General features: G+C 67.8%; 25 protein-coding genes and 1 tRNA gene. 16 read left to right on the top strand and 10 right to left on the bottom strand.

Annotated elements, in window-relative coordinates; genetic code table 11:
* Nucleotides 1–34 precede the first annotated feature (34 nt).
* Together BM167_RS02895 and BM167_RS02890 are read left to right on the top strand one after the other, a co-directional pair.
* On the top strand, nucleotides 35–382 hold the full coding sequence (locus BM167_RS02895) for a DUF192 domain-containing protein (RefSeq protein WP_092888451.1): 348 nt from the start codon (nucleotides 35–37) through the stop codon (nucleotides 380–382).
* 99 nt (nucleotides 383–481) lie between these two features.
* Nucleotides 482–2,041 carry a (R)-citramalate synthase gene (locus tag BM167_RS02890; RefSeq protein WP_092888448.1) on the top strand — a complete coding sequence of 520 codons (1,560 nt, stop codon included), beginning with the start codon at nucleotides 482–484 and terminating at the stop codon, nucleotides 2,039–2,041.
* A gap of 122 nt (nucleotides 2,042–2,163) precedes the next feature.
* On the opposite strand, the gene BM167_RS02885 is transcribed toward BM167_RS02890, so the two are convergent.
* The 3 genes from BM167_RS02885 to BM167_RS02875 form a co-directional block, all read right to left on the bottom strand.
* The gene (locus tag BM167_RS02885; protein WP_092888445.1) at nucleotides 2,164–2,343 is read right to left on the bottom strand and encodes a hypothetical protein; all 180 of its coding nucleotides are present in this window, start codon (nucleotides 2,341–2,343) and stop codon (nucleotides 2,164–2,166) included.
* Nucleotides 2,344–2,436: 93 nt separating this feature from the next.
* Entirely contained in the window at nucleotides 2,437–4,434 is a 1,998-nt protein-coding gene (locus tag BM167_RS02880; protein WP_177213271.1) for a CocE/NonD family hydrolase, read from the bottom strand.
* Nucleotides 4,435–4,646: 212 nt separating this feature from the next.
* Nucleotides 4,647–4,731 (bottom strand) — tRNA-Ser (locus BM167_RS02875).
* Nucleotides 4,732–4,832: 101 nt separating this feature from the next.
* On the opposite strand from BM167_RS02875, the gene BM167_RS02870 reads away from it, so the two are divergent.
* Nucleotides 4,833–5,783, top strand: a complete 951-nt coding sequence (locus tag BM167_RS02870; protein WP_092888439.1) for an AAA family ATPase — start codon at nucleotides 4,833–4,835, stop codon at nucleotides 5,781–5,783.
* On the opposite strand, the gene BM167_RS02865 is transcribed toward BM167_RS02870, so the two are convergent.
* From BM167_RS02865 to BM167_RS02850, 4 genes are read right to left on the bottom strand one after another with little or no spacing between them, the layout of a single operon-like run.
* Complete coding sequence (locus tag BM167_RS02865; protein WP_092891052.1) at nucleotides 5,784–6,317, bottom strand: DUF7519 family protein; 534 nt, start codon at nucleotides 6,315–6,317, stop codon at nucleotides 5,784–5,786.
* The gene (locus BM167_RS02860; RefSeq protein ID WP_092888436.1) at nucleotides 6,314–7,624 is read right to left on the bottom strand and encodes a DUF58 domain-containing protein; all 1,311 of its coding nucleotides are present in this window, start codon (nucleotides 7,622–7,624) and stop codon (nucleotides 6,314–6,316) included. The genes BM167_RS02865 and BM167_RS02860 overlap by 4 nt, the downstream gene beginning before the upstream one ends.
* Entirely contained in the window at nucleotides 7,621–8,250 is a 630-nt protein-coding gene (locus BM167_RS02855) for a DUF7269 family protein (RefSeq protein WP_177213270.1), read from the bottom strand. The genes BM167_RS02860 and BM167_RS02855 overlap by 4 nt, the downstream gene beginning before the upstream one ends.
* Complete coding sequence (locus BM167_RS02850; RefSeq protein ID WP_092888433.1) at nucleotides 8,247–9,182, bottom strand: DUF4129 domain-containing protein; 936 nt, start codon at nucleotides 9,180–9,182, stop codon at nucleotides 8,247–8,249. Before BM167_RS02850 ends, BM167_RS02855 begins: the two co-directional genes overlap by 4 nt.
* A 518-nt stretch (nucleotides 9,183–9,700) precedes the next feature.
* Between BM167_RS02850 and BM167_RS02845 the strand changes: the two genes are divergently transcribed.
* The 10 genes from BM167_RS02845 (at nucleotide 9,701) to BM167_RS02790 (ending at nucleotide 19,036) form a co-directional block, all read left to right on the top strand.
* Complete coding sequence (locus BM167_RS02845; RefSeq protein ID WP_245781293.1) at nucleotides 9,701–10,468, top strand: helix-turn-helix transcriptional regulator; 768 nt, start codon at nucleotides 9,701–9,703, stop codon at nucleotides 10,466–10,468.
* 675 nt (nucleotides 10,469–11,143) lie between these two features.
* Nucleotides 11,144–13,441, top strand: a complete 2,298-nt coding sequence (locus BM167_RS02830; RefSeq protein WP_092888420.1) for a type II/IV secretion system ATPase subunit — start codon at nucleotides 11,144–11,146, stop codon at nucleotides 13,439–13,441.
* Complete coding sequence (locus BM167_RS02825; RefSeq protein ID WP_092891050.1) at nucleotides 13,434–15,362, top strand: type II secretion system F family protein; 1,929 nt, start codon at nucleotides 13,434–13,436, stop codon at nucleotides 15,360–15,362. Before BM167_RS02830 ends, BM167_RS02825 begins: the two co-directional genes overlap by 8 nt.
* A complete protein-coding gene (locus BM167_RS02820) occupies nucleotides 15,359–16,099 on the top strand; it encodes a DUF7289 family protein (protein ID WP_092888417.1) in 741 nt (246 codons plus the stop codon). The genes BM167_RS02825 and BM167_RS02820 overlap by 4 nt, the downstream gene beginning before the upstream one ends.
* Nucleotides 16,099–16,644 carry a DUF7266 family protein gene (locus BM167_RS02815; RefSeq protein ID WP_177213269.1) on the top strand — a complete coding sequence of 182 codons (546 nt, stop codon included), beginning with the start codon at nucleotides 16,099–16,101 and terminating at the stop codon, nucleotides 16,642–16,644. The genes BM167_RS02820 and BM167_RS02815 overlap by 1 nt, the downstream gene beginning before the upstream one ends.
* Nucleotides 16,641–17,321 (top strand): DUF7263 family protein, encoded by a 681-nt coding sequence (locus BM167_RS02810; protein WP_092888414.1) that lies wholly within the window; start codon nucleotides 16,641–16,643, stop codon nucleotides 17,319–17,321. Before BM167_RS02815 ends, BM167_RS02810 begins: the two co-directional genes overlap by 4 nt.
* Nucleotides 17,314–17,751 (top strand): DUF7262 family protein, encoded by a 438-nt coding sequence (locus BM167_RS02805; protein WP_092888411.1) that lies wholly within the window; start codon nucleotides 17,314–17,316, stop codon nucleotides 17,749–17,751. Before BM167_RS02810 ends, BM167_RS02805 begins: the two co-directional genes overlap by 8 nt.
* Nucleotides 17,748–18,275 carry a DUF7261 family protein gene (locus BM167_RS02800; RefSeq protein WP_092888408.1) on the top strand — a complete coding sequence of 176 codons (528 nt, stop codon included), beginning with the start codon at nucleotides 17,748–17,750 and terminating at the stop codon, nucleotides 18,273–18,275. Before BM167_RS02805 ends, BM167_RS02800 begins: the two co-directional genes overlap by 4 nt.
* 147 nt (nucleotides 18,276–18,422) lie before the next feature.
* The gene (locus tag BM167_RS02795) at nucleotides 18,423–18,665 is read left to right on the top strand and encodes an amphi-Trp domain-containing protein (RefSeq protein WP_092888405.1); all 243 of its coding nucleotides are present in this window, start codon (nucleotides 18,423–18,425) and stop codon (nucleotides 18,663–18,665) included.
* A 2-nt stretch (nucleotides 18,666–18,667) separates the two neighbouring features.
* A complete protein-coding gene (locus BM167_RS02790; protein WP_092888402.1) occupies nucleotides 18,668–19,036 on the top strand; it encodes a hypothetical protein in 369 nt (122 codons plus the stop codon).
* A gap of 32 nt (nucleotides 19,037–19,068) precedes the next feature.
* Here the strand turns inward: BM167_RS02790 and BM167_RS02785 are convergent, their stop codons facing one another.
* The 3 genes from BM167_RS02785 to BM167_RS02775 form a co-directional block, all read right to left on the bottom strand.
* Nucleotides 19,069–19,806, bottom strand: coding sequence for a DUF8116 family protein (locus BM167_RS02785; protein WP_092888399.1), 738 nt, complete (start codon nucleotides 19,804–19,806; stop codon nucleotides 19,069–19,071).
* Nucleotides 19,807–19,893: 87 nt separating this feature from the next.
* Nucleotides 19,894–20,451: a DUF8054 family protein gene (locus BM167_RS02780; protein WP_092888396.1), complete on the bottom strand. Its 558-nt coding sequence runs from the start codon at nucleotides 20,449–20,451 to the stop codon at nucleotides 19,894–19,896.
* Nucleotides 20,448–21,224, bottom strand: coding sequence for a nucleotide-binding protein (locus BM167_RS02775; protein ID WP_092888393.1), 777 nt, complete (start codon nucleotides 21,222–21,224; stop codon nucleotides 20,448–20,450). Before BM167_RS02775 ends, BM167_RS02780 begins: the two co-directional genes overlap by 4 nt.
* Nucleotides 21,225–21,323: 99 nt before the next feature.
* Between BM167_RS02775 and BM167_RS02770 the strand changes: the two genes are divergently transcribed.
* The 3 genes from BM167_RS02770 to fdhF are packed head-to-tail and all read left to right on the top strand — an operon-like array spanning nucleotide 21,324 to nucleotide 26,562.
* Nucleotides 21,324–21,632, top strand: a complete 309-nt coding sequence (locus BM167_RS02770; RefSeq protein ID WP_092888390.1) for a hypothetical protein — start codon at nucleotides 21,324–21,326, stop codon at nucleotides 21,630–21,632.
* Nucleotides 21,633–21,691: 59 nt separating this feature from the next.
* On the top strand, nucleotides 21,692–23,248 hold the full coding sequence (locus BM167_RS02765; protein ID WP_092888387.1) for an NADH-ubiquinone oxidoreductase-F iron-sulfur binding region domain-containing protein: 1,557 nt from the start codon (nucleotides 21,692–21,694) through the stop codon (nucleotides 23,246–23,248).
* Nucleotides 23,245–26,562 (top strand): formate dehydrogenase subunit alpha, encoded by a 3,318-nt coding sequence (fdhF, locus tag BM167_RS02760; protein ID WP_092888384.1) that lies wholly within the window; start codon nucleotides 23,245–23,247, stop codon nucleotides 26,560–26,562. The genes BM167_RS02765 and fdhF overlap by 4 nt, the downstream gene beginning before the upstream one ends.
* The last annotated feature ends 1 nt before the right edge of the window (nucleotide 26,563 follow it).

Genomic DNA, 26,563 nt, shown 5'->3' with positions numbered 1-26,563 from the left:
AACGGTTTTGTAGGACGACTCCAGAAAGCAACGCGTGCAGGTCGAACACCACCGCAACGGACGGGCACAGACGCTCGCCACCGACGCAGAGGTGGCGGACTCGTTCCTCTCGAAAGCGCGCGGACTGATGTTTCGTCGCGGCGTCCCCGACGACTACGCTCTCGTCTTTCCCTTCGACGACACCGACAGGCGAAGCCTCCACATGGTGTTCGTCCCCTTCGACATCGACGCTCTCTGGCTCTGCGGCGGCGAGGTGAAAAAGAAGAAGCGACTCTCCGCGTGGACCGGAATCGGGTTCGGACTCGCGGACACCATCGTCGAACTCCCGGCGGGGGCCGCCGACGACGTGGACGTCGGCGACACGATTCGACTCGTCGAGTGAGACGAGGGGCGACCGAAGGGAGAATCCGGCAGACAAAATCTGTCGAGAGGGTTCGTTTTAAGTGCGTCCGCGGTAACGGAGTGTGTGAGCACATGACTCGTGGTCGATTTATTCGGGGGTAACCCCAACAACACCCCTACATCCGTTTTGGATTCAGACGACCGGGTACAGCTTTTAGACACGACGCTGCGCGACGGAGAACAAGCGCCGGGTATCTCGCTGACGCCCGAGGAGAAAGCGGAGATAGCAAGCGCTCTCGACGCGGCCGACGTCCAGTACATCGAGGCCGGAAGCGCCTGCACCGGCGAGGGCGAACGCGAGACCATCCGCAAGGTCACGTCGCTCGGACTCGACGCGACGGTGACGAGTTTCGCCCGCGGCGTCCAGAGAGACGTCGATTTAGCGCTCGACTGCGACGTCGACGGGGTGACCATCGTGGTCCCCGGCAGCGACATGCACATCGAGCGAAAGGTCGGGACGACGCACGACCGGGTGGTCGAAGACACGGAGGACCTCGTGGCCTACGCGAAGGACCACGGCCTCTGGGTCGAGGTCATCGGCGAGGACGGCTCTCGCGCGGACCTCGACTTCCTCGAACGCCTCATGCGCGCGGCGTTCGACGCGGGCGCGGACCGCCTCTGTTACGCCGACACCGTCGGAGACGCGAGTCCGGAGACGACGTACGAGTACGTCGCCCGCCTCGCGGACATCGGACCGACGTCCACCCACACCCACGACGACTTGGGGCTGGGGATGACGAACGTCTACGCCAGTCTCGCGGCGGGCGCCGACCTCGTCCACGCCACCGTAAACGGCATCGGCGAACGCGCGGGCAACGTCGCACTCGAAGAGGTCGCTATCGCACTGTCGCACTGCTACGGCGTCGAGACGGTGAAACTCGACGAACTGTACGGCCTCGCACAGAAGGTCGCGATGGCGACGGGCGTTCCCCTGCCGCCGAACAAGGCCGTCGTGGGCGAGAACGCGTTCACCCACGAGAGCGGCATCCACACCGACGGGACGCTGAAAGACGACACGATGTACGAACCGTACGCGCCGGAGACGGTGGGTCGAGAGCGTCGTCTCGTCCTCGGCAAACACGCCGGACGCGCGGGCGTCCGCGCCGCACTCGACGAACACGGCGTCGACGTGACAGACGAGGAACTCGCCGCCGTGGTGGACCGCGTGAAAGCGCTCGGCGACCGGGGCAAACGCGTCACCGACGCCGACCTGCTCGCCATCGCGGAAGACGTGCAGGGGCGCGAACGCGACAGGCGCGTCGAACTGGTGGACCTCACCGCCGCGTCGGGCGGCGGAACGCCCACCGCGAGCGTCCGCCTCCGCGTGGATGACGAGGAACGCGTCGCCTCGGGCACGGGAAGCGGTCCCGTCGACGCCGCCGTCGAGGCGGTTCGCTCCGCACTCGGCTCCGACGCCGACGCCCAACTGGACTCGTACCACGTGGACGCCATCACCGGCGGGACGAACGCCGTCGTGACCGTCGAGGTGGAGATGAGTCGCGGCGACCACTCCGTTACCGTCGCCGCGTCGGACGCGGACATCACCCGCGCCAGCGTGGACGCGATGGTAAACGCGCTGGACCGACTCCTACAGGCGGAAGCCGAGGAGTCGAAGGGCGTCCCCCCCGCCGACGACTGACGGCCCGGCATCTCGCGGTTCCCCGGGGCGTCTCTCTCGGCGACTCGTTCTCTCGACGCACCGCCGCGAGCGACCGCCGTTCGTTTTCGTCGGCCGCCGCGAACGCCGTCCTCTCGGCCCCGTCAGCGGTCCGCTTCGGCGACGAGATGCGTCCGCCCGGGTCGTCGCTCGAACCGAACGTCCATCCCGCCGAGGCGGGAGCGTGCGAACTCCGCGACGTTTCCGGTGGTGACGTCGGTCACGTCGAATCGTCGCGTCTTCGGGGGACGGTTCGGTCGGTCGTCGGCCGTCGTCGCGTTCATACGTTCTCTCGAACCGGAACGAATATCTATCTCATCCTAGGGGAGTGAAAGTGAAAATCGGCTGACGTCGGAGGAATGCACCCGACAGCGGGGTCAGTCGGGAGAGTGCCCGTCGTTCGGCGCCCCGGGGACCGGTCCGTCGATGACCATCTCCTCCAGTTCGGAGACGGGAACGAGGGGTAACTCCACGTTCGAGGGTCGGTCGGCGTCGTGGTAGATAGTCTGGTCGGCCACCTCCATCTCCTCGCCGGTGAGTCCCTCGCCGGTGTTGAGGTTGCGGGAGTACCGCGGGAAGTCGCTGCTCGTGACGTCGATGCGGATGCGGTGGCCCGCCTCGAAGACGCGCGCCGTCGGCCAGACGGCTATCTTCCACTCGTAGACCTCGCTGGGTTCGAGTTCGGTCACCTCGGAGTACGTCTCCGTATCGCGGGGGTCGGCGCTCACGTCGCCGATACGACCCCGACGCGCGCCCTCCGCGACGCGGAGGCCGCCCGCACGGTCGACCGGGTTGACGTCGGAGAGCGTCACGACGAAGTCGGTGTCGACCGCCGACGAGGAGGCGTACAGGGTCGCGGTAATCGGGCCGACGACGGCGACGTCCTCCTCTAAGACGTCCGTCTCGTAGACGAGTATGTCGTCGCGCCGGTGGTAACTCGTCGCGCGGTCGTTGACGCCGCCCTCCCAGTGAGTGTTGTACCCGCCGCCGGTCACGACGGGGTCGGCCGGGTCGTACGTGTACTCGTCGCGGGAGGCGTCGTACTCGGAGTGCGTCTTCTCCGTCGAGAGGACCCCCTCGTAGCGGTAGTCGGTGTCGGTGATGTCGCCGATGCCCGCGTCTCCGTCGCTGTGGAGGTAGTACTTGGTGTGTTCGGTCGCAGCGAGGGGGAACTCCTCGGCACCGACCCACTCGTCGAGTCCGGGGACGTAGAGGCGGACGGGCGGACTGTCGCCCGCCTCAGACTCGCCTTTCAGGGTGCGGCCGAACCACGACAGCAGAAGCGTCATCTCGTCGAAATCGGAGTTGTCGGCGAAGAGGAACGGACCCGTCACCGCGCCCTGCGCCTCGATACCCTGATTGCCGTGGGTGTACGGCCCCATGACGAGTTCCGCTTGCTCCGGCGCGTCGCTTTCGTCTCTGAGTCCCTCGAAGTTCCAGATGACGCCCTGATCGAAGATGTCGTACCATCCGCCGTAGTTCAACACCGGGACGTCCACCTTGTCGTAGTGGCGGGTGTGGTCTTGTTGCTCCCAGTACTCGTTGTAGACTTCGTTCGTGTGCCAGTCGTTGAGATAGTCGTAGCCCGCCTCCTGCATCGGTTCGAAGGGCACCACCGGGAGGTCCCAGTAGAGTTGCATCATCGCTTCTTGGGCCTCTTCGAGGGGGGAGAGTTCGTCCTCGCCCGGAATCGGGCTCTCGGTTTCGTCTCGGTTCGAGTCGTCTCGGTTGTACTGCTCGATTGCGAACCCGTTCAGATAGTCGATGTTGTGCGAGAGAAGCGCCGCGCCGCCGGCGTAGGCACCCTGTCCGTAGTAACTCGCGACGGCGAATCCCGGGGCCATCGCTTCGAGATGCGGCGGAAGTTCCTCGTTGTGAACGAGCGACCACTGCGTCCCCGCGGCGTAGGAGATGCCGTAGGTGCCGACCTTGCCGTTCGACCAGTCCTGTTCGGCCGCCCACTCGACGGTGTCGTAGCTATCTTCCGACGCGGCGTCGGCGGTCCGATAGGGGTAGAAGTCGCCGGGCGAACCGAACTTACCGCGGACGTCCTGAACGACGACGGCGTACCCGTACTGGGCGAACCCCTCGGCTTGGTCCCCGTAGAACTCCTTTTTGTACGGCGTCCGCGTGACGAGTGTCGGATAGCCGTCCGCCGCGTCACCCGACTCGGGGAGGTAGACGTCCGTCGACAGTTCGGTGCCGTCGCGCATATCGACGCCGACGTCGTCTTTCACCGTGACCTCATCTATCGGCGGGTCGTCGAGCGCTGGCGACCGACCCGCCGCCTGTGCGCTCGAAAGCGCCAACAGCGCGCCGCCGCCGACGGTACCCAGGAAGCCTCGCCTCGAAATCGACCAGTCGTTGTTCGACATACGTGACCAAGTGACACCCCACATACATAATCTTAACTGACAAATTCGTACCGGAGGTTCGAGCGTTCTACTGGGCGAATTCCGTTCATTCCACTATTATGTGTAATAGTTCATATGTAGTCGGGCGACGTGACGGCCGTCTCGGGACGTCGCTCCGGCCGAGAACGCGGCGCGACGAGACGCGCCACTCAGAGGGTGGGTCTGTGAGAAAGCGCCGAGGGTGAGATTTGAACTCACGTGTCCGAATGGACAGTAGATTTCGAATCTACCGCCTTGGCCGGGCTAGGCTACCTCGGCTTGCACACGTCCGTAGTCGCGGGGTTCATTAATCGGTTTCGATTTTTCGCAGACGGAGGCGTGACCCGGACTACTAAGTCACGTGCGGACACGTGGCAGGCATGGACATCCCCGATGCGAGCCAGTCGTGCGACGAGGTTCTGCGCGAGGTGTCGCGGGCCGTCGTCGCCGACCGCGCGTTTCTCGAACGAATCCTCCTCGGCGTCCTCGCGCGCGGGCACGTCCTCATAGAGGACGTTCCGGGGACGGGAAAGACGCTCACGGCCCAAAGCGTCGCCACCGCCCTCGGCCTCTCGTTTTCGCGCGTCCAGTTCACGCCTGACCTCCTCCCCTCGGACGTGACGGGGACCAACATCTACGACGAATCAGAGCGGACGTTCGAGTTCTCGGAGGGTCCCATCTTCGCGAACGTCGTCCTCGCGGACGAGATAAACCGCGCGCCGCCGAAGACCCAAGCCGCCCTGCTCGAAGCGATGGAGGAGGGACAAGTGACCGTAGACGGCGAGACGCACGCTCTCCCCGACCCCTTCTTCGTCATCGCCACCCAGAACCCGGTCGAAAGCGAGGGGACCTTTCCCCTCCCCGAGGCGCAGGTGGACCGCTTCGTCGTCAAGACGAACGTCGGCTACCCCGACGTCGAGGGCGAAGTCGAACTGCTCCGCCGTCGCGTGGGGCGAGAGAATCGAAGCCCCGAGGTGGGGGCCGTCCTCCGCGGCGACGACGTGGCGGAACTCCGGCGCGCGCCCGAGGCGGTTCGCGTCGACGACGACATCCTCCGGTACGTCGCGGAGATAGCCAGAGCGACCCGGTCGGACCGGCGCGTCGAGGTGGGCGTCTCACCGCGCGGGACCCAACGCCTGTTGGAGACCACCCGCGCCCACGCCGTCCTCGCGGGGCGAGAGTACGCGACGCCCGACGACGTGAAGGGCGTCGCCCCGTCCGTGTTAGCGCACCGACTCGTTCTCACGCCCGACGCGCAGGTCAACGACGTGCGGAAGGCCGGTATCGTCGCCGACGTCCTCGAACGCGTCGAAGTGCCGACGCTCGACTGACTACCGCCCGCGCCTGACCGCCCGATTCGACTCTCCGCTCCCGCGGAGCGCGGAGACGAGAGCCACCGCGCCGAGGAGCAACAGAACCACCGCGGAGACGGGTTGCCCGCCGCCGACGGCGAGGTAGACGGCGTAACAGAGGGCGGATCCGAACACGCCGACGAGGAGCGTCGTCGCCGCGTGGACGAAGACGAGACGCGACGAGTGCGCCTCGCGCCCGAGTTGCTCGCCGATACCGAGTGCGTGGTCGGCGGTGTCCCACGCGAGGACGGTCGCGAGCGCAGACAGGAGGACGGCTTCGGGGACGCCGCCGCGGACGCCCGCGAGGAGGACGCCTACAAAGAGCGCCGCGGAACCCAGCGTGACGAGTCGGCGCGAGGCGCGATAGAGGCCGACGCCGAGGAGGAAGACGCCCACCGCCGCCGGAGCGACCGCGCTCTGTGCGGAGAGCGCCGCGAAAACGAGGGCGACGGTGGCCGCGACGAGAGAGAGCGACGACCCGACGACGGGCGGCGACCGGGTTATCTCGGTCACGCGGACCACCGCCGCGCGGCGCGGGCCAGTTGCGTCGCAAGCGGTTCCTCGCCCCAGTCGAGGACGCGAATACCCGCTCGACGGAGCGTGTCGATGCGGTTCTGCCGTTCGATTCGGGCGAGTCGGTGCCCCGTGGTGTCCTCGGAGTCCGTCCGACCGCCCGTCGAACCGCGTCCTGCGCTGTCGCCGGCCGTCGGGTCCGGGCTTACGACCGTCACGAGGTGGCCGTAGGCGTCGATTCGCCGGGCCGTGAGCGTCGCGACGTCGTCGGCCAACGGGGAGAAGAAAAGCACCTGCGCGTCCGTCGGGAGGCGGCGTCGGAGGCGGCGGAGGGCGACGGTGGCGACGTACGCGTCCTCGGGGGGCGTCGGCGCGAGTGCGGGATGAGAGCCGAACAGTTCGCGGGCGCGGGCGCGGTGGTCCGCACCCGTCCCCGGCGGGAACCAACACTCGTGCGGCGAGAGGGCGGCGACGCCCACGCGGTCACCGCTGTCGAGAAGTGAGGTGAACGCCTGCGTCGCGGCGTCCACGCTCCGTTCGACGGCGTTCCGGTCGCCGCCCGCGGGGGCGACGTACGCCTCCTTCCGAGCGTCGACGAGGAGGACGACGGTCGCGGCGCGTTCCTCTCGGAACTCGACGGTGCCGAGTTCGCCCGTCTTGGCCCGGCGCTTCCAGTCGATGCGGGACAACGGGTCACCGTGACGGTACTCGCGCGTGGAGAAAAACTCCAGTCCGACCCCCGACACGTCCGTCGCCACTCGTCCGGTGTACTGCGTCGTGAGGCCGCGAAGCGGCAGGTCGGCCGTCGCACCCAACGAGGGGGTACAGCGGAGGACCGTCTCGGCTTCGAACTCCGCCGTACGTTCTTCCTCACCGCTCGGACTGCGGACGATAGCCGTCAGCGGCCCCCACTCGTGTTCGCCGCGGACCGCCTCCACCTCGTAGGAGAACGTCGCCGACGCGCCGGGACGGAGCGCGGTTCCGAGGCGCGCAGACCCCTCGACTACCTCCAAGGCGGGCGGAACCTCGTCCACGAGACGGAGGTCGGGAAGCGTCGCGTCTCCGGCGTTCGTCGCCGTGACGGTCACGGTGACCGGTTCCTCGGTGTCGGGTGCCGTCTCGCTCAGTTCGCGCGTCAGTTCCAGCGTCGGCGTCGGCGCGTCGCCGAACCACGCGTACGCGGTGTAAGCGACGCCGAGACCGGCCACGAGGAGGAGCGAGGGTCGCTGTGCGACGACGCCGACGGCCCCGGCGAGAAGCGCCGCGCCCTCGATTCCGGTCCACCGGTTCGTGTCGAACGACCTCATCGGGTCTCACCCGCGGGTGTGCGCCGCGTCCCGTCGGTCGATTCGTCAGCCGGTTCGCCGGGCGCGCTCTCGGGCCGTCGGTCGGTCTCGGCGCGGAGTCGCTCGACCGCCGCGACGGCCCGTCTCGCGCGCACTGCCGGGGCGTTCCCGCGGACGGCGAGACGGAGGCGCGTCCGCAACGGAACCGACGCGTCCGCGCCCAGATACTGCGCCGCGACCGGGTCGTCGGTCCACGACCCCACGTCGATTCGGGCTTCGGCCTCGGCCTCGGTGCAGTTGTCCCGGAGGACGAGCGTTCGGATCGCCGCCTCTCGGATTCGCTCTCGGACGGTCGAAGACCCGCGACGTCCGCGCCACCCGCCCGAGAGCGACAGTTCTCGGTCCGCGTCGTCGCCGGGGACCGGCACCCGATACCGACGCTCGGAGTCGCCCGTCTCCGTTTCGAGGACGGTCACGTTCCGTCGTGCGAGAGCGTACCGGAGCCCCTGAATCCCCGCGACGACGCCGACGAACGTCACGAAGACGTACGTCGCGCTCAGCCCCGGGACGGCGTAGCCGGCCAGACTGGCGAGGCCGAAGACGACGCAGAGACCGCCTATCGCGCCCATCAGGTCGGAGGCGTTCACGTCTCGTCCCCCGCGTACGTCGATTCGATGCGTCGGAGTGCCGCGACGGCCCGCGACTCCCGTTCTTCGGTCGGCGTCCGCCCGCCGTATCGGACGTCCTCGAACAGGCGCGTGAGTTCCTCGACGTCGTCGCGCGCCATCCCGGCGGTGACCGCCGCGTCGGCGAACTCCCCGGGCGTACTCGCCTTCGGATTCGAGATGTCGAGAAGCGTCGTCATCTCTCCCCACGCGCGGTACACCTCGTTTTCCACGTCCGCGTCGCCCTCGATTCTGTCGGCGGCGGCACCCGCGGCCCGTCCGATATCTCCGACGTCAACCTCCGAGTCGGCCGCCTCGGGGACGGCGTCGGGGTCGGACGCCTCGTCGTCGCCCGTCGAGAACAAAAAGAGGGCGACGGCCCCGACGACCGCGAGGACGAGAACGAGACCGAAGACGACGCTCGGGGCCGTGAGTTGGCCGTCACCCGAACCGGGAACTCCGCCGCCGCCCTGCGGCACCGAGATGTTCGGCGGGTCCGGCGGGGGCAGAACCTCGTTCGAGGAGGGGTCGACGGAACAGACGGTCAGAAACGCCCACAGCACGTAGCCCGGAACGCCGAACGAGACGACGACTGCGGCGACGGGGAGCAGAGACCGAGTCTCTCGGTACGTCGCCCCGACGAGCAGTGCGAACAGGGCGACGAGGGCGAAGACGACGAGCGGTCGGGTGAGAAACGGGATGCAGACGGGCGCAAACAGCGGTGGCGCGGACCATCCGGTCCCGTCGGTGCCGACGTCGTCGGCCGTCGTCGGACCGCCGCCCGTCGCGCCCGAAGAGCCGAACCCGCCGCCCGCCCCCCCGGTCACGGCCGTATCGATGGTGGCGGCGGCGACGCCGAGGGCGAGGACGGCGAGGACGGCGAGAGCCAGCGTCCGACCGGCCGTTCGCTTCACGACACGGGATACCGCGACACACCGTAAAGTAGTTTCGAGGGAGAACGGCAGACAGAGCGGAGTTTCCCGCCCGCTACCGCGGCGTCGGTCCGAGTCGCACCGCGCGAACGTGGCAGTAAAGTTAAAATGCGATGACACGAAAGCAAGAGGAGGACCGCTCGGCGACCGCGTTCCCAGTCGGTGGACGTCGCCCCCGTCTCGGAGCCGTTCCAGTCGGACTGGAATTTTGAAGCCTCGCCGGGAATTTATTGTCAGACTAAGTAAAGGTTGAAGTACTCCTGCAGAATACGGGAATTCGTCTCCGGGACATCTTCCGTGCAGGAATGTCGCGGGGATACCGACGGCCCTGAGACCCGAGTGACCCCACCGGTGTGCCGGGACGAACTCTCCAACGCGGGGACTTCGGTCCCCGTTCTTCGGCCCTCCGACCGATTCGATACGCTCCGCTGGGTTTAGGTTCGCCCACGCCAGACAGGCATTTTGTGACGACGAGAGGACCTGCATCGTTCGTCGAATTCGTGACGAGTTCTACGACTCGCGAGTCCGTCCTCTGTCGGTTGGTGGATTCGCGCGCGACGACGCAGGACCTCTGTGCGGAACTCGAAGGGAGCGAATCGGGAATCTACGCGGCGACGAGCGAACTCCACGAGAGAGGCCTCATCAGACGAGACGACGACGACGAGTGGTCGCTGACCGGAATCGGCCTCGTCGTCTCCGAAGTCGTGAGTGACCGTCGGCGACTCGACGAACTTCTCGCGTCGGACGCCGACTACTGGCGGACGCACGACGCGACGGCCCTCCCGAACTCGTTTCGGGGGCGACTCCAGTCGCTCCGCGAAGCGGACGTGATTCGGGTGTCGGACGCCGACCCGGCGGGCATCGTCCGCCTCATCCACGAACAACTCGTCGGCTCGGAACGCGTCGCCGTCGTCGCACCGGTTCACTTTCCGAATCTCGGGAGGACGCTCCGAACGGTCTGTCGAGAGCATCCCGGTCGCCTCGTCGTGACGGACGCCGTAATCGAGGCGATCAGGAGACACGACGACGGCGTGGTTCCGGTTCCGGAGAACCTCTCGATTCGCGTTCTTGACGTCGAGTTCGCTCTCGCAGTCACCGACGAGACGACGTTCCTCTCCTTGCCGACCCTCGACGGGGAGTACGACGCCAAGACCGAAATCGTCGCCGACGACGAGGAGTCCATGGAGTGGGCACTCGACCTCTTCGAGTGGTCGTGGCGGCGAGCGATGCCCATCGCGGACCACTCGGTTCCGACGCGTTCGATCTGACTCTCCGAGCCGATGTTGCGAGCGGATCGGTACCTTCTCGGTTTCCGCAGTTACTCGGCGGAGTCATAGTTCTCTCCGTCTGAGAAAATATTAATTAATAAACATTTATTTCTCTCTCCCGGAGCACCACATGGACGACAGATTGCCCTCGAAGATAGAAGCATCCAGAAGAAGGGTACTCCGAACGGGAGCGGCGTTGTCCGGCGGTCTACTTGCGAGCTCAGGTTCGGTCGCGGCGACGGACGACGAGTCAGACTCTCCCGGAATACGCGGACAACGACGGTGGAGCAGGTCGAGATTCGCTCATCCGAGACTGGGACGTGAGACGGACCGGAACGTACAAAATCGTCGTCACTAGCCTCTACCCGGGCGAGTTCTTCGAGTACGACCTGACGGTGCAATCGAGCTAGTCGGTTCCTCTCCGTGCCTCGGCCGACCGCACGTCCGAATCGCGGCGCGGCCGTTCGCACGTTCGAAAATTTCGGACCGACGTCGGCGTGGGAGTTTCTGTCTCGTCAACCACTCTCTGTCCGTCGATTTGTGTCACCGTTTCGTACCTCGTTCGGCGATAGCGGGGTTTGGTTATCATACTCGATAACTCGTGTCCAGGCTTAAATACCGAGAGGAGACAAGCCGAATTATGCTCGAAGTGATGGCTGTCTCGCGGGGGGACCGATGAGTCGCGGGCCGACACTTTCCATCGGGGAGTCGGGGGCGGACGACACCGGGGGGCGAGTACCGGCACCCGTCCCGCCGTCCGACGGGGATGCGTGGTACGCGCCCGACGTTCGGGCGCAGTACGAAGTCGCGCCGGGCGTGGTGACGACGGTGCGCGACGACGAGGACGGCGTCGGATTCGTCTACGACGTTCGAGAACCCGGACTGGGCCCCCGCGAGGAAGCGGCGCTGTCTTCGATTCGGTCGCACTTCTCCGTCGTCAATCGGCGGCGACCGCTGACTCGCGAGGGTACCGCAGAACGCGCCGCAGGTGGGGTGCCGCCGAAGTACCGCCGCGTGTTCGACCGACTCTTGGACGCCTCGCCCGCCGCCCGTCGGCGCGTCGAGTACTACGCGCTCAGAGAACTGCGCTTGCTCGGCGAGGTGACGCCACTCGCACTCGACGACCGTATCGAGGTGGTCGACGTGGGTGACGAGGACGGAAGCGGGTCGCTCGTCGTCCACACGACGAACTACGCGCCCGCGGTCACGGAGTACCGCGCGGACGCCGAGTTCGCCGACAGAGTCGCGGGCGAGAGAGTTCGCCACTACACCGTCCCGTTCTGCGGGTTCGACGTGGACGTGGTTATCCACCGCGAACACCTGCTGGGCGACGACCGGTTCACGACGAAGTACGCCGTCCTCGAACCCGACCTCCTGCCCGGCGACGAGGAACTCATAGACGAGTGCAAGGAGCGAATCTGGGAGGCGAACGTCGACGAAGTCGTAGAGGACAGACGCGAGTTCGTCGCCGAACGCGCCCGGCAGTTCCTCTCTCGGCAACTCACCGCGCGGAACACGCGGGCGTGGATGGAAGCGACCGAGTACCGCGTCCGCACCGCACTCGCGGAGTACGGTCTGGCCGTCCCGCCCGTGGACCGGCGGTTCGCCGAGGACCGCTTGGACGATTTGGTGTACTACGTCCTCCGCGACTACGTCGGCGAGGGCGTCCTCACCGTCCCCATCCGCGACGGCCACCTCGAAGACGTGGAGGCGAACCGCGTCGGCGAACGCGTGAAGGTCATCCCCCGGGCGGGCATCGGCGACGGAAACCGCGTTCCGACGAACCTCGCTTTCGAAGACGAGACGAGTTTCGTCAACGTCGTCACCCAGTTGGCCGCCTCCGACGGCGTCGAGTTGAACGCGAGTCAACCGTCCGCGAAGGTGAACTACCGACCGGAGGGACGAGGCGGACCCGACGGCGCGGGTGCGGGCGTGGAGGACGACGGCGAGACGATTCGCTGCGCCGTCGCCTTGCCCGTCATCTCCGAGGGCGGTCCCCACGTCTCCATCCGAAAGCAGTCCGCGGAACCGATGACGCCCGTGGACCTGGTCGGACTCGATTCGCTTCCGACGGAACTCGTCGCCCTGCTTTGGATGCTGTACGAACACCACGGCGTCGTCCTGTTCTCCGGGCCGACGGGCGTCGGAAAGACGACGCTGATGAACGCTCACATGCCGTTCGTCCCGTTCGACCACCGCCCGGTGAGCATCGACGAGGGGTCCCGGGAGGTTCACCTCCCGCACGAGACGGGCATCTCCCTGACGACGCGCGACCACGAAAACGAGTTCAAGCGCGTCTCGATGGCCGACCTGATGACGGAGGCGAACTATCTCAACCCCGACGTAGAGGTCATCGCCGAGGTGAACACGCCCGAGTCGTTCGAGACGTTCGCGGAGGTTCTCAACACGGGACACGGCGTCATCGGCACCACCCACGCCGAGGATATCGAGACGCTCGTCAACCGCGTCGTCGAACAGGGACTGCCGACCTATCTCCTCGAAGAACTCGACGTGGTGGTGTTCCCGCGCCGCATCGACGGCGACCGGTACGTCGGCGAGGTGGTCGAACTCGTCGACGAGGAGGGGTACGACGACTTGCCCGCGACGGCGCGAACGGGAACCATAGAGAAGAACGGGCGAACGCTCCGGTGGAACACCGTCCTGCGGCGCGAGACGGACGGGACGTTCTCGATGCAGTACGACCACCCGCGGATGGGCGACGACCACCGGCGACTCGGACACCGCGTCTTTCACCGCCTCGCGGCGGCGACGGACCGAGACGTAGAGAGCGTCGAAGCCGAGTTCCACCGAAAGCACGGCTACGTCCAGTATCTCGTAAAGGAGGGCGTCGCGGAGTTCGACCGCCTGTTCGCGTTCCTCTCTGACCTCCGGACGGACGAGGCGGCGACGGTCGAACGCGTCCGGCGGCAGATGACCGAGAGAACGGCGGAAGACGGTGGTGCCCGTGACTGACGCGTTCGCCGAGGAGAGCGAAGAACGCGAGGACGCACTCGGCGGACGCGTCTCCGTTGCGGCCCTGAACCGGGCGTGTTACGCGCTGTTCGCTCGGCACGCCGACGCCGCGCGCCACGAACGCGACAGGCGCGCCTACCGCGGCACGGACCTCCGCGTCGGGTTCGACGTCTATCTCGCGCGGACGTACGCCGTCTCGTGGGTGTTCGCGCTCTTGGTCGCTCTCCCGACGGGCGTCGTCGCTCTCGCGGTTCCGGAAGCGACGCTCTCTGCGTCCGTGACCGCCGTCGAAGATGCCGTTCCTCTCGTCGAGACGGTGCCGGTGCCTTCGCTTCCGCGACTGCCGGTCGCGTTCGCTCTCGCCGTCGTCGCGGGGTCGATAGCCAAGCGACTCGCCGTCGGCGTCGGCGGGCGGTACCTCCGGTGGGTCGCCGCGGCCCGCCGGTCGAACATCGAACGGACGCTTCCGGGGGCGGTGCGCTACCTGCACGTCCTCGCGTCGGGAAGCGACGGCCGCCGGGCGATGCTCAGACGCGTCGCCGACACGGACGCGTACGGCGAGACGGCCGTCTCCATTCGGAAGGCGCTGAACACCGCCGCGATGACGGGCAACGTCAACGAGGGACTGCGGCGCGTCGCCCGCGACACGCCCGCGCAGGATACCCTCTCGCCGTTCCTCCTGAAGTACCGCGAACACGCCGACCAAGGCTCCGACGCCCTCCGGAACTACCTCCGAATGGAGAGTCGGATGCTCGGCCACCGCCAGGACCGCCAACGAAAGCGCTCGGAGGGCTTTCTCGAACTGCTCTCTGAGGTGTTCATCGTCCTTCTCGTGATGCCCGCGCTCTTGGTTATCGTCCTCACGGTGATGAGTCTCATCGCGCCGGGTCTCTCCGCGTCGGTGTGGACGCCCGTCGGGACCACCACCGTCCGCGGGTTCGTCGTCTACGCCAGCGGTCTCCTCATCCTCGCCGTCGGCGTCGTCGCCTCGGCGTTGGTCGCCGCTCTCAGACCCCCGGACCAGCGAATCGAGTACGAACGCCCGCCCTCGAAACTCCGAACGCTCGCCACCGCCGTCTCGAACCCCGCAAGCGCCGCAGTCGTCTTTCTCCCCGTCGGCGTTCTCGGAGGCGTCGCGGCCGCAGTTCTCGGAGCGGAGTGGATCGACGTCGCCCTCGCGGGGTACGTCGTCTACGCGCTACCGGTCGGCGTCACCGCCGTCCGCCGCGCCCGCCTCGACGACGCGAAAGACCGCGAGATAAAGGACTTCGTCCACGCCGTCTCCGGACACGTGAGCCTCGGCCGCCCGTTCGGCGAGGCGGTCGAACACGTCGCCCGCGACGTGGATTTGGGGCCTCTCTCGGGCGACGTGGCGGACCTGGCGTCGAACCTCCAACTGACCACGCCGGACACCGGCACCGACGAGGACCTGCGGACGGCGGCGTTAGAGCGGTTCGTCGAACGCGTCGGGACGCCGATGGCCGAACAGACCATCGGACTCGTGACGGGCGCGTTAGACGCTGGCAGCGACACCGGGACGGTGTTCGAGACGCTCCAGAGCGAAATCGGGCGGCTCTACCACGAGAAGCGCGAACTCCGCTCTGGACTGCTCGTCTACGTCGCGGTCGGGTGGACGACGGCGATTCTCGTCGTCGGCATCACCGTCGCCACGAGTGCGCAGGTGTTCGACGGGTTCGCCCAACTGTCCTCTATGTCGGACCTCTCGGGCGTCTCTCTGGACCCGACGGCCGTGGACTTACAGCGCGACCGGTTCCGAATCTACGTGACGACGCAGACGACGATGCTCGCGTCGGGGTGGTTCGCCGGTGCGGCGAGTCGTGGGCGCTACGAGTCGCTGCTTCACTCGGCGATACTCGTCTCCCTCTGTCACGTCGTCTTCCGGGGGGCGGGCGTGATATGAGCGGAGAGGCAGACGACCGAAGCGACAGAGCCCAGTCGGCCGTCGTCGGCGTCGCCCTCCTCTTGGCGATGACCGTCGTCGGTATCGGCGTCCTCACCGCCGCCGCCGGAACCGCCGTCCAAGACGGCGTCGCCGCGAGCGAATCCGCGCGCGTCGCGGACGCACTCGACGACTCGTTGGACCCCGCGGCCAACGCGGGCCGAGGCGAATCGACGGTTCGAATCTCCGGCGGGACGCTCCGCGTCGTCAATCGGACGGTCCGCATCCTGAACGACTCGGCCGTCGTGTGGACGGCCCACGCGGGCGGTGTCGTCTACGAAACCGGAGGCGAGAGCCGTCGCGTCGCCTCCCACGCGGGCGCGGTGACGACGACCCACTCGGGCGTCGGACGGATGGGTTCGTCCCCCGCAATCGAACCCGCGAACGGAACGCTCTACGTCGGCGTTCCGGTCCTCAACGCGACCGGCTCCGACTCCGTCTCCGCGCTCGGAACGGCCGCAGACGTGACGTTCCGGACGAACACCACCCACGAGAGAACGGCGCTCCCGGAGAACCGCTATCGGGTCGCAGTCGAGACGTCCGCGCCCGGCCCGTGGGAGCGATACTTCGAGGACAGGGGCGCGACGACGACGCGGCGCGACTTCGACGACGACGGCGCAGAGAGCGTCGTCGCCGCCTTCCCCGGGCGGCGGAGCGTCCGCCTCGTCGTTCACGACCTGCGACTGGAGGTGGCCTGATGGGGCGTCGGCGCGGCGGGATGCGGGGGCGGGCCGACGCCGCGGACCGAGCGCTCTCTCCCGTCGTCGGCAAGGGCCTCGAAGTCGGCATCGCCGTCCTCTTCGTGGCGTTGCTGACGACGACGCTTTACGGCGGCGTCGTCCCCGACTACCGGACCGCCGCGGGGGCGGAAGTGGGAGAACGCGCCCTCGTCGGGGCCGCAGAACGCGTCGAGGGCGCGGTTCCAGCGGGGTCCGTCGGCGTCGAACGCGCCGTCACCGTCCCGCTTCCGGACACCATCCGCGGCGACCCGTACCGCGTGCGCGCGGCGAACGAGACGCTCGTCCTCGACCACCCGAACGCGGGTATCGGGGGGCGCGTCCGACTCGCGGTGCCGTCGCGGGTGTCGAACGTGACGGGGACGTGGACGAGTTCGGACCGGTCGTGGGTCGTCGTCGGTCGAGGGGCGCGCGGCCCGCGCGTCCGCTTGGCGAACGGCAACTGGACCGAAGCGGCGAACGAGACGCCGACCGACGGAGCCACCGAGGTGGAGGCGACGCCGTGACCGCCGCGTCCTCGCGCGGACAGGCGAACCTGTTGGCTCTCGCCGCCGCAGTCGTCCTCCTGACCGCCGCGACGGTCGGAAGCGTCGCACTCGCGGACCGGGCACTCGGCGGCGCGGACCGGGACCCGGGAACGAGACACGCCGCCGAGGCGGCCGGCGCGCGCCTCGTCGCCGCCGACGCGAACCACACGCGGCGCGCGAACGTCCTGAATCGAACCGCGGTGCGAGCGCTGAACGCATCGGAACTCGACCGACTCGCGCCGCCCGTCCGCGGCCGCGCGGTTCGCGTCCGACTCGGGAACGAGACGCTACTCGAACGGGGCGACCCGGACGGTCCGACCGTCCGCAGAGTCGTCCGCGTCGAAAAGGGGACGCCTCGAACGGAGACGGTGGACCTCTCCGGACGGACGGCGGTGTCGCTCCCCGACCGGGTGAGACGCGTCGGACTCGAAGTCTCCGCCCGCGAGAACGCGACGGTGACGACGGTTCGGGCGAACGACCGGGTGATTCTCCACGACGCGTCGGGACTCGAAGGCGAGTACGTCGCTTCCGTCCCGCCCGTCGCGTCGCCGAGACTGTCGTTCGCGCTCGAAGGCGGCCGGAACGCGACGGCGGTCGTTCGGTGGACCGAGACGAACGCGACGACCGAACAGTTGGTGGTGACCGTCGGTGCCTGACGGAGACGGGACGTGCGGCGGGCGCGCCCAACTCGCCACGTCACTCGCGGAAGCCGTCGTCGGCATCCTCCTCGTCGTCGCCGTGGCGTCGGGGTTCGCCCTCGCGCCCGTCGGCGCGGACGGCGACGCAGACGCCGCACGGCACCTCGACCGCACGGCGTCGGACGCGCTCTCGGTTCTGGCGGCCGAACCGCCGACGGGAAGCGGCATCTCGCGACTGACCGCCGCCTGCCGGTCCGAGTCGGCGTTCGAGAACGAACGCGAGGCGTTGGCGACGCGCCTCGACGCCGTCCTCTCGGAACCGGTGTCGTTCCGCCTCGTCACCCCGCACGGAGACGCCGGGCCGCCGCGGCCCGACGGACTCCCGACGGGGCACGCCGAACGGCAGAGCGCCGGATGCACGGTGACGCTCTGGGTGTGGTACGTATGACTGCGGACCGAGGACAGGTCGTCCTCCTGGCCGCCGTCGTCGTCGCCGTCGCCCTCGTTCCGATGACGGTGGCGTACGCGCAACTCGGCTACGACGCCGACCGGACGGAGACTCCCGGACCGACCGACCCGTCGAGACTCGACGAGGCGCGCGAGACGCTCCGAACGTCGCTCGTCGTCGCGTCCGCCGACGTGGACGGAGCGTACACGTGGGGCAGGCGCGACGCCGCGGCCGAGACGGTTCGGGACGCCGTCGACGCCGACGCGCGCCGCCTCGCCCGGGACAGGGCGGGCGACGAACGGTCGCTCACCGTCTCCGCGAACGGGTCGGCCGCCGCGCGGTGGGCGGGGCGACGGTGTCCGCGCGGTGACGGCCGGAACTTCGGGTCCTGCGTCGTCGAAGACGGCGTCGTCGTCCAGGACCGCGCGGGCGAGACGACTGTCGTCGCCGCGGCGTTCGACCTCTCGGTCGTCGGCCCCGGAGAGCGGAGTACTGTCACCGTCGTCGTCCGCCCCGTCGCGTAAGCCGCGACTGCGGCGGTCACCGTAACTCGGCTCGGAGTAGCAATATCGAACGGAGAGTGTGTCTATATCGTGAAATACGCGCGATAATCTAATTCGCTCGTCGATTCGGCCCGCACTCTTTTCGAGCATCGAACCAAGTCAACGGGTATGGCGAGTTCGACAGAATCCAGTCAGACGATGGACAGACAGGAGTTCGCTGAATACCTCCGAGACCTGGCCGACCAGTTCGACGGGGAGTCGGAGGCGAACATCCCCGTCGGGAACAAGAGCGTGAACCTGAGTCCGACGCCGAACGTGAAGACGGAGATAGAGGTCATAGAGCGGTCGTCGATGCTCCGCGGCAACAAGGAGTCGATAGAACTCAACGCCCGGTGGAAACGGAACAAATAACGATGGTAGAGAGCATCGTCTCTTCGGCGCTCATCTGGTTCGTGGGACTGCTCGTCGGTGCCGCCGGCATCTCCGCCGGCGCGAAACTGCTGGTGGACCGCGACACCGGATTTCGCCGGGCGATACTCACCGCTCTCGTCGGCGCGACGGTGTGGGCGTTGGTGAGTTACTTTCTCGGCGGCATCCCCCTCGTCGGCCCGATACTGATGCTCGTCATCTGGGTGGGCGTCATAAACTGGATATACCCCGGCGGGTGGGGGACTGCGGCGGGCATCGGCATCGTCGCGTGGTTGGTCGCCGTGGTCATCCTCTTTGCACTCGGTACGCTCGGCGTCGTCACGCCCGACGCGTTGGGCATCCCCGGCGTCTGAACCGTCGCCGCGCCGCGTCGGCCGTCGCGGAACTATTCTGCCGCGAATCGTCTCCGTTCGCGCCGCAACACTCGCTCCCACACCGAGAAGAGGGCGCTATCGAGTCCGTACCGGTCGTCCACGTCGCGAACCCACGTCTCGTCCGTAAAGAGCAGGCGCTGAAACCGGCGAACGTCGGGCGAGAGGTCGGCAACCGAACGCCGACCGGCGTACAGTTCGACCGTCTCGCGGCGCGTCCGTTCGACCAGACCGGAGGGAAGCGACAGACCCCACTCCCGGGCGACGGGGGCGAACCACTCGACGTGGAGGAGAGCCGACGCGAACGCGAATCTGTCCGTGAACCCCGAGACGAACGCAGTCGCCGGACGGCCCTCGACGAGGACGTCGCGGGGGCGACTGTACCGCGGCACCGAGACGGAGTCGAGCGTCTCCGCGTACCGCGCGGCGACTCGGCGGAGTCGCCAGTCTGCGTAGCGCGTCGGCCCGGCCAACGCGAGTTCGTACCAGACAGGCGTCCACTCCAAGAACGGCGGTCCGAACGCGGCGTCCGCGAGGAGGGCAGAGGAGACGACGCGGGCGACGGGTTCGGAGACGTCGCTCCCGGCCCGGTCGTCGCGCATCGCCGCCTCCGCCTCGTCTACGACGGCCGACAGCCCCTCGGTTTCGAGTCCCATCCCGTCGGCCACCCGGAGGACGTACTCCGCGCCGGGGCGAAACCAGTCGGCGAAGTCCGCCGCCGTCCGAAGCGGAACTAGCGTGAGAACGGTCACGCGTTCCCGTTCGGCGGCCGAGGAGTTAGTCGGTGCGGTGGGTGCAGTCGGCACAGTCGGTGCGGTCGGTGCGGTTCGGCCCCGCTCTCACTCCTCTAACTGCTCTGTGAGTCCCCACTCTTCGGCGCGCGCGGCCGCCTCCTCGCGCGCCTCCTCCCGGATGGACTCGATGCGTTCTGCGTCCGCGAGAAACTCCGCGACTGCGCTCTCTTCGGCCTCGTCTTCGAGTCTCTCTTCGGGCGTCGCCTGGCGGGTTCGGTCGACGAGAGTCCCGTCGTCGGCCAACCGGTCTGCGGGTTCGGTCGGGGAGACTCGCAGGTCCTCGGCCCGGTGGGCCGGTTCGAGCGCCGACGCCGGGAGTTCGTACACTTCGACGCGGTACGGGCCCGCGACGGCGAAGTCGGCGAGGGCGTCGCTTCCGCCGCGGTCCGTCGAGGGGTCGTACGCCGACACCGGAACCCCGCCTTCGAACGTGAGGACGGCGCGGCCCCCCTCGCCCAACAGAAGCGCGTCCTGCGGTTCGACGACGGCGTAGCCCGTCAACTCGCCGTCGAGGGCCGCAGAGAGCGTGACGCCGGCGTCGGAGACGACGCGCGAGCGAATCAGGTCGCCTTCGGGTATCTGCACCTCGGCGGACACGGTCACACCCGATCGGGGACGACTGCGCTTCGGAACCGGTCCGCGACGCCCGCCGCGTCGCCGCCGGGGCGGACGTCCAACGACTCCGCGGCGTCGCGGAAGGCGTCGGCCGCCGGGTCCTCCGGCGCGTGCGCCAACAGGGGTTTTCCCTCGCGGCGGGCCGCCCGTACCGCGTCGCTTTCGGGGACGGCAGAAAGCGTCGTCCCGCCGAAGTAGCGCGCCGCCTGCTCTGACACCTGTTCGACGTCCGCGTCCGGACGGACGCGGTTGAAGAGGACGCCCGCCGTCTCCGTCCCGTAGGAGCGCGCGTACTCCTGTACCTTCAGCCCGTCCGAGAGCGAGGGGACCGTCGGTTGGAGGACGACCACCACGCGGTCCGCGAGAACGACGGGCAAGACGGCGCTCTTGGACCCGAGGGCCGCCGGCGAGTCCAAAAGGAGGACGTCCGTGTCGGCGGCTAACTCCGCGACCACCTCGCGGAGGCGCGCGGGTTCGGCAGCCTCGAACGCGTCGAGACTCGTCCCGCAGGGGACGACAGAGAGTCCGAACCGATCGTAGACGGCGTCTCCGACGGCCGCGTCGCGGTCAGCGACCAACAGGTCGTGAAGCGTCACGTCGGCGTCGTCTAACCCGGTGTGAAACAGCATGTTCGCCATGCCCGTGTCGGCGTCGATGACGGTCACGTCGTACCGTTCGGCGAGAGCCATCCCGAGTGCGAGCGTACTCGTCGTCTTCCCGGTTCCACCTTTCCCACTCGCGACGGCGAACGCCTCGACCATACCGGCGCGATGCGGTCCTCCGTCAAAAGTGTTGAAACTCGACTGCCGAGACTGACGCTGTGGCGAACGACTACCTTCCCCCCGAGCGTACTGGGGCGTATGTCTTCGGACGCAGAGACGAAAGAGACGGAAGAAGAACAGACGGACGAACAGACGCAGGCCGAAGAAGAGACCGAAGAGGAGACGACGAAACCGGACGAGACGACGGTCCGGTCCACCGCCGACGCGCAGGCCGAGGGGGACGTGACGGCGGGGACGGACGACGAGACTGAGGCGGACGAGTCGGAGGAGTCCGGCGGCATCGGGCGCGCCAAACTCGCCCTCGGAGTGGCCGTCTTCGCTCTCGTTTTGGTTCTGCTCTGGCGTCGTCGGAGCGGCGGGGACTCTCACCTCACGGCGCCGTTCTGAGCCCAAAGGTAAGTAAACCGCCAATAAACCTTTCATCAGTACTGTCCGGAAACAGGTGTATGTCAACAACGGGCGATAGCGGTCCGACCGTCCGGGTCACAGTCGGGTCGTACGGTCACCGAGGCGGGCCAGACGAAGGACGCCGCGTCTCCTCGTCGGAAGCCGTCTTCGACAGGGCCAGAGGCGCGGCGAACGACGCCGTGGTCCGAGAGACCGGACCGACGGGAATCGACCGACTGGAACCGTTGGTGCTCTGTTCGCTCGACGGACGGACCACGTACCACGCGAACTGCGGCGGCGCGCGCGCGCGACGAATCGTCGAGACGCTCGAATCCGGGCGCCTCCCGGTCGACGACGCGACGGCCGTCGTCGAACACGACGAGGACGCGGAGACGCTCCCGACGCCGAGCGAGGGGCCCCTCTCGGTCGGCCGTCGCCGCATCCTCGAACGGTGCGGATGGGTCACCGCGAGCGAGGTTCCCGACCCACTGCCCGTGACCGACCCGGAGACCGTCCGCGAACGCGTCTCGGACGTCGGAATCCTCGGCCGGGGTCGGGGAGACGCCCACCGCGACGAGTCGGTCGGCGACGCGTGGGAGACGGCGCGAGAGACGGAGGGCGACCCGGTGGTGGTGGTCAACGCGAACGACCGCGACCAGCGGAACCGGGCGGACTCGCTGCTCTTGGAGTCCGACCCCGCGAGCGTCGTCGAGGGGGCGGCGCTGGCGGCCGACGCCGTCGGGGCGACGGACGTGGTGGTGTACGCCACCGACGCCGACCTTCCGCGCCGTCGCGTGCGAGAGGCGGCCGACGCACTCCTCGAAGCGGGACGCATCGAGTCCCGGCCGGAAGTCGTCGCCGGGCCCGACCGGTACATCGCCGGCGAACCGACGATGGCGCTCGAAGCGCTGGAGGGGTCGGAGCGAATCGAAGCGCGCCTCAGACCCCCCTCGACGGCCGTTCACGGTCTCTACGGGCGGCCGACGCTCGTCCACACGCCGCGGACGTTCGCGCAGGTTCGCGCCGCCCTCGCGAACCCGGAGCGATTCAGCGCGGACGACGCCGACCCGGGTACGCGACTGCTGAGCGTGACCGGCGACGTGGACGCGCCCGCGACGGTCGAACTCCCGACGGGCGGGTCGCTCTCTGCGGTCCGCGACGCCGTCGGGTTCGAGGGGTCGCCGAAGATGGTCGTCGTCGGCGGGCAGTTCGGCGGCGTCACGCGGCACCTCGACCACGCGGCGTCGTCGTCGGCCTTAGACGCCGCGAACCTCGGCACCGAGGGTATCGTCGAACTGTTCGACGACGACAAATGCGCGGTGGCGACGGCGGGCAAGCGCGCCCGGTTCGCGCGCGACGAGAACTGCGGGCGGTGCGCGCCCTGCCGCGAGGGGTCGAAACAGTTGGTCGGGATGCTCCGGGACGTGTACGACGGCGACTACGACGACGACATGCTCCGGGAACTCGCCCGCACGATGCGAGCGACGAGCACCTGCGACTTCGGCCGGACCGCCGGTCGAACCATAGACACCGCGATCGACGCGTTCGAACGCGAGTTCCTCGCGCACGCGGACGGGAGATGTCCCGCCGGTGAGTGTGAGGAGGTGAGCGCATGAGCTCAGACGAACTGTCGCCCGTCGACGAAGCGCACTCGGACCCGCTTCCGGGCGTCCCGGACGTGGAGGATCCCCGACCTTCGACGCCGTTGACCGAGGACTTCGTCACCGGCACCGCGAACGACCCGGACGTCGGCTCTCGGACCGAGGGGATGGCGGAGGTCACCGTGGACGGACAGAGCATCGCGCTCCCGCCGGGGTCGACCATCGTGGACGCGATCGAATCCCTCGACACCGACGACACCGTTCCCGCGCTCTGTTACTACGACAGAGACTCCGAACAGGCCGAAAACATCGGGCCGCGGAGCGAGTGTCGGACGTGTATGGTCGAGACGGAGGAACACGGAATCGTCCCGTCCTGCAGTTTCCCCGTCGAGGACGGCATGACCGTCCGCACCGACGACGAGGACGCCGCGAACATGCGCGACGTGAACCTCGATCTGATACTCTCGAACCACAACCTCCGCTGTACGACCTGCGGGCAGAACGGGCGCTGCGAGTTGCAGGACGCTTCCATCGAGAACGACGTTCACGAACCGCGGTACGGCGTCTTCGAGGACAGAGACGAGTACGTTCCGCTCGACGACACCTCCTCCGTCATCCAGATAGACCGCAACAAATGTATCCTCTGTAACCGCTGCGTCGAAGCCTGCAACGACGTGCAGGTGGAGGGCGTCCTCAAGATGGAGGGCGACACCGGAAACGACCTGCACATCGCTTTCCAGAACGACGCGGACACGTTCGACGACTCCACCTGCGTCTCCTGCGGCCACTGCGCCACCGTCTGCCCGACGGGGTCGTTAGTGGAGAAGGGACTCGTAGACACCACTACCCTTCCGATTCCCGGGTTCTCACAGAAGAACTCCATCGGCAAGGTGCACGAACACGTCCCGGTCGAGACGGCGGAGGTGTCCGACAGTCCGAACCGCGACGTCGGCGGCGCGGGCGCGACGGGCGAGGCGGACGGACGCTCCGGCGTCGCACGCTACATGGCGAAAGCGAAGAAACAGGCGCGCGAGAAGGGAACGCGCGTCGGGAAGACGATGATGCAACGGGCAGAACACGTCGCAGAGGACATCACCTCCGAGTCGATTCCGGCGGGGTGGCTGTTCGACGTCGCGTCCACCGTCGGAAAGGCTCGCCTCTCACAGGTCACCAAAGCCGAGACGACCTGTAACTACTGCGCCGTCGGATGCCGGTTCGACCTGTACGGCAAGGACGGCGAGGTACTCGGCGTTCGCCCCGCCGAGGACGCGAAATCCGCGCCCGCGAACGACTTCTCGACGTGCGTGAAAGGGAAGTTCGGCTACGAGTTCGCGAACAGCGACGACAGACTCGATACGCCCCTCATCAAGGAAGACGGCGAGTTCCGCGAGGCGACGTGGGAGGAGGCGATAGACGAGATACACGAGAACCTCACCGCGATTCGAGAGGAACACGGCACGGACTCCATCGCCGTCACCTCCTCTTCGAAGGCGACGAACGAGGAGAACTTCCTGAACCAGAAGTTCGCCCGGCAGGTGCTACAGACGCCGCACGTGGACAACTGCGCGCGCCTCTGTCACTCCTCTACGGTCGCCGGTCTGCAACAGACCGTCGGCTACGGCGCGATGGCGACGCGAATCAACGAGGACGTCGGGGAGACGGACTGTTACCTCATCACGGGGTCGAACACCACGGAGAGTCACCCCGTCCTCGCGACGCGCATAAAGCAGAACGCCCGCGACGGCGCGGACCTGTTCGTCTTCGACCCGCGGAAGGTCGGACTCGCGGAACACGCGACGCAGTACTCTCGGACGCGTCCCGGGAGCGACATCGCGTGGATAAACGGGATGGTACACCACATCATCTCCGAGGGCCTCCACGACGAGGAGTTCATCGAGAACCGGACGAAGCATTTCGACGAACTGAAAGAGAAGGTCGAACCGTTCACGCCCGAACGCGTCGAGGAACTGACGAGCGTCCCGCCGGAGGAGTTGAAAGAGGCCGCAGAGACGATAGCGAAGGCGGACACCTGCATCTTCGGGTGGGCGATGGGGATGACCCAACACGCCCACGGGACGCGCAACGTGCTCGCGATGACGAACCTCGCTCTGGTGACGGGGAACATGGGCAAACCCGGCGCGGGCCTGTCGCCGTTCCGCGGCCAGAACAACGTGCAGGGCGGCGGCGGCGACATGGGTCCGGCCCCCCACACGCTCCCGGGCTATCAGGACTTAGAGGACGACGAGGTACTGGACAAGTTCGAGGACGCGTGGGGCGTGCGCCCGCCGGACAGAGTCGGTCTGCGCCTCCCCGAACAGTACGAGGCGATGGCGGAGGGCGAGATTCGCGGGATGTACATCATGGGCGAGAACCCCGCGCTGTCGGAACCGGACTCGACGGAGGCCCAACAGGCGGTCCAGCAGTTGGACTTCCTCGCCGTGCAGGACATCTTCCTCACCGAAACCGCCGAGTACGCGGACGTGGTCCTGCCCGCCGCCTCCGCCGCCGAGAAGTCGGGGACGTTCACGAACACCGAACGGCGCATCCAACGGGTCCGGCCCGCCATCGACCCGCCGGGGCAGGCCAAATCCGACCTGGATATCCTCACCCGACTCGCGGACCGGTTCGGCTACGAGTGGGACTACGACGACCCCTCCGACGTGATGGCGGAGATTTCCTCGCTCGTTCCCATCTACGGCGGCGTCGACTACGACCGACTGGCCGAAGAGGACGGCAGTCTCCAGTGGCCCGTCTGGGACGCCGACCACGCGGGGACGCCGTATCTCTACGAGAAGGAGTTCAACTTCGAGGACGGACTCGCGCGGTTCGTCCCCGCAGACTACGCCGGGCCCAAAGAGATGCCCGACGAGGAGTATCCGCTGATGCTCACGACGGGGCGCGTCCTCTATCACTGGCACACGGGGACGATGACGCGGCGCGTCGAGGCACTGATGCACAGCGTCCCGGAGAGTTTCGTCACCATCCACCCGAACATGGCCGAGACGCTGGGCGTCAAAGACGGCGAGTACGTCCGCGTCCACTCGCGGCGCGGGAGCATCGTCGTCCGCGCGGACGTAGAGGAGACATCCGACGAGGGCGTCGTCTTCATCCCGATGCACTTCGCCCGCGGCGCGGTGAACGAACTCACGTCGCACGAAACCGACCCCACCTCGTTCATCCCCGAGTACAAGGTGTCGAGCGTCAGAATCGAACCGCTCGGCGCGGACCCCGACGAAGAGCCGATGACCGTCGAGATGCCCGGCGACGCCACCGCGGGCCGCGAAGAGCGGAGAGACCCGCCCGCGGGCGAGTCCGGCGCGGACGACTGAG

This window comes from Halopelagius inordinatus (assembly GCF_900113245.1).
Taxonomy (GTDB): domain Archaea; phylum Halobacteriota; class Halobacteria; order Halobacteriales; family Haloferacaceae; genus Halopelagius; species Halopelagius inordinatus.
This window is presented reverse-complemented; position numbering and strand designations above follow the sequence as displayed.